The following is a 1,552-nucleotide window of genomic DNA, read 5'->3' as shown; positions in this document are numbered from 1 at the left end:
TGTGATGTCCAGGGACGTTGTTCTGGCCCCCGCCCGTAATGACACCGTGCCGATTCAAGAAGTATCTGTCCAGACCGCTTGCCATTGAAGGCATGTTAGAGTTTGGGGCATGTCGAGTCCCGAATCAGACAGGTCAGGGGTTGTCGGTCACACCGCCAGCCCCTTGAACCACTAGTTACGACGCCCACGATCTGTGTGGGCGTATGTCTGGCGTACCCGGGGCGCTGGCCGTGGTGACAAGAAGAACCATTTCTTGATCTCACACCTCGGAGTACTCGATGCCTTTTGCCCTCTACATGCTTGCCCTGGCGGTCTTCGTCATGGGCACTTCAGAATTCATGCTCGCGGGATTGCTCCCCGCGATCGCGACCGAACTTGACGTCTCGGTCGGCACTGCGGGCCTGCTGACCTCCGCATTCGCAGTCGGTATGGTCGTCGGCGCGCCAGTGATGGCGGCATTCGCTCGCCGTTGGCCACCGCGGCTCACATTGATCGTTTGCCTTCTCGTGTTCGCGGGAAGCCACGTCATCGGAGCGATGACACCAGTGTTCTCTCTCCTGCTCATCACCCGGGTGCTCAGCGCTCTCGCAAACGCAGGATTCCTCGCCGTAGCACTGAGCACGGCCACTACCCTCGTGCCAGCGAACCAGAAGGGGCGTGCACTGTCGATCCTGCTCTCCGGCACGACGATCGCAACCGTCGTGGGCGTCCCCGCCGGGGCACTGCTCGGCACAGCGCTGGGCTGGCGAACGACGTTCTGGGCGATCGCCATCCTCTGTATTCCCGCGGCCGTTGGAGTCATTCGTGGCGTCACGAACAATGTTGGTCGGAGCGAGACTAGCGCGACCTCACCAAGGCTCCGTGTCGAGCTCAGCCAGTTGGCGACGCCGCGGCTCATCCTGGCCATGGCACTCGGAGCGCTGATCAACGGAGGGACCTTTGCGGCATTCACCTTCCTGGCACCCATCGTGACCGAGACCGCGGGCTTGGCCGAAGCGTGGGTGTCCGTCGCGCTGGTGATGTTCGGCATCGGATCGTTCCTTGGCGTCACGATCGCAGGACGACTATCAGATCAACGACCTGGCCTCGTGCTCGCAGTCGGCGGACCGCTATTGCTGACAGGCTGGATCGTGTTGGCAGTGGTCGCATCTCATCCCGTTGCGCTTATCGTCCTCGTCCTCGTTCAGGGATTCCTGTCGTTCGGCGTCGGCAGTACTCTGATCACGCGTGTGCTGTATGCAGCATCGGGTGCGCCAACGATGGGCGGTTCGTACGCAACCGCAGCATTGAATATCGGAGCTGCAGCGGGGCCCGTGCTTGGTGCGCTCGGGCTCGCGACCGGGCTGGGGCTGCTCGCGCCGGTTTGGGTCGCTTCGGTGCTGACAGCGATCGCTCTCGTCATCATGCTTCTCACCAGACGCGCGCTTACGAAGACCGCGGCGGAGGCCAATTGATGACCCATCCGAACGCTCTTCTCACTCCTCGTGCCCGTCTCCGGTTAGCTCGGCTGATTGTCGAAGACGGCTATCCGGCCACGATCGCCGCAAAGATG

2 protein-coding genes and 1 pseudogene are annotated in these 1,552 nt (G+C 62.2%); all 3 read left to right on the top strand.

Translation table 11 applies throughout. The features are described 5' to 3' along the window. Positions 1-203: 203 nt before the first annotated feature. Positions 204-257, top strand: coding sequence for a chloramphenicol resistance leader peptide (locus L6990_RS12040; protein ID WP_011113070.1), 54 nt, complete (start codon positions 204-206; stop codon positions 255-257). Positions 258-278: 21 nt separating this feature from the next. After that, complete coding sequence (gene cmx / locus L6990_RS11775) at positions 279-1,454, top strand: chloramphenicol efflux MFS transporter Cmx (RefSeq protein ID WP_005297378.1); 1,176 nt, start codon at positions 279-281, stop codon at positions 1,452-1,454. Beyond that, positions 1,454-1,552, top strand: a pseudogene (locus L6990_RS11770) (IS481 family transposase); the annotation flags it as partial. The gene cmx and the pseudogene L6990_RS11770, both read left to right, overlap by 1 nt.

Origin of the sequence: Rothia endophytica (genome assembly GCF_928381505.1) — a bacterium.
Classification (GTDB): domain Bacteria; phylum Actinomycetota; class Actinomycetes; order Actinomycetales; family Micrococcaceae; genus Rothia; species Rothia endophytica_A.
Note: the sequence above shows the minus strand (reverse complement) of the source record. Positions and strands in the feature narration are given on the sequence as shown.

Excerpts from the sequence above, each read along its gene's own strand:
- cmx (WP_005297378.1), top strand. The coding sequence starts at position 279 with ATGCCTTTTGCCCTCTACATGCTTGCCCTGGCGGTCTTCGTCATGGGC.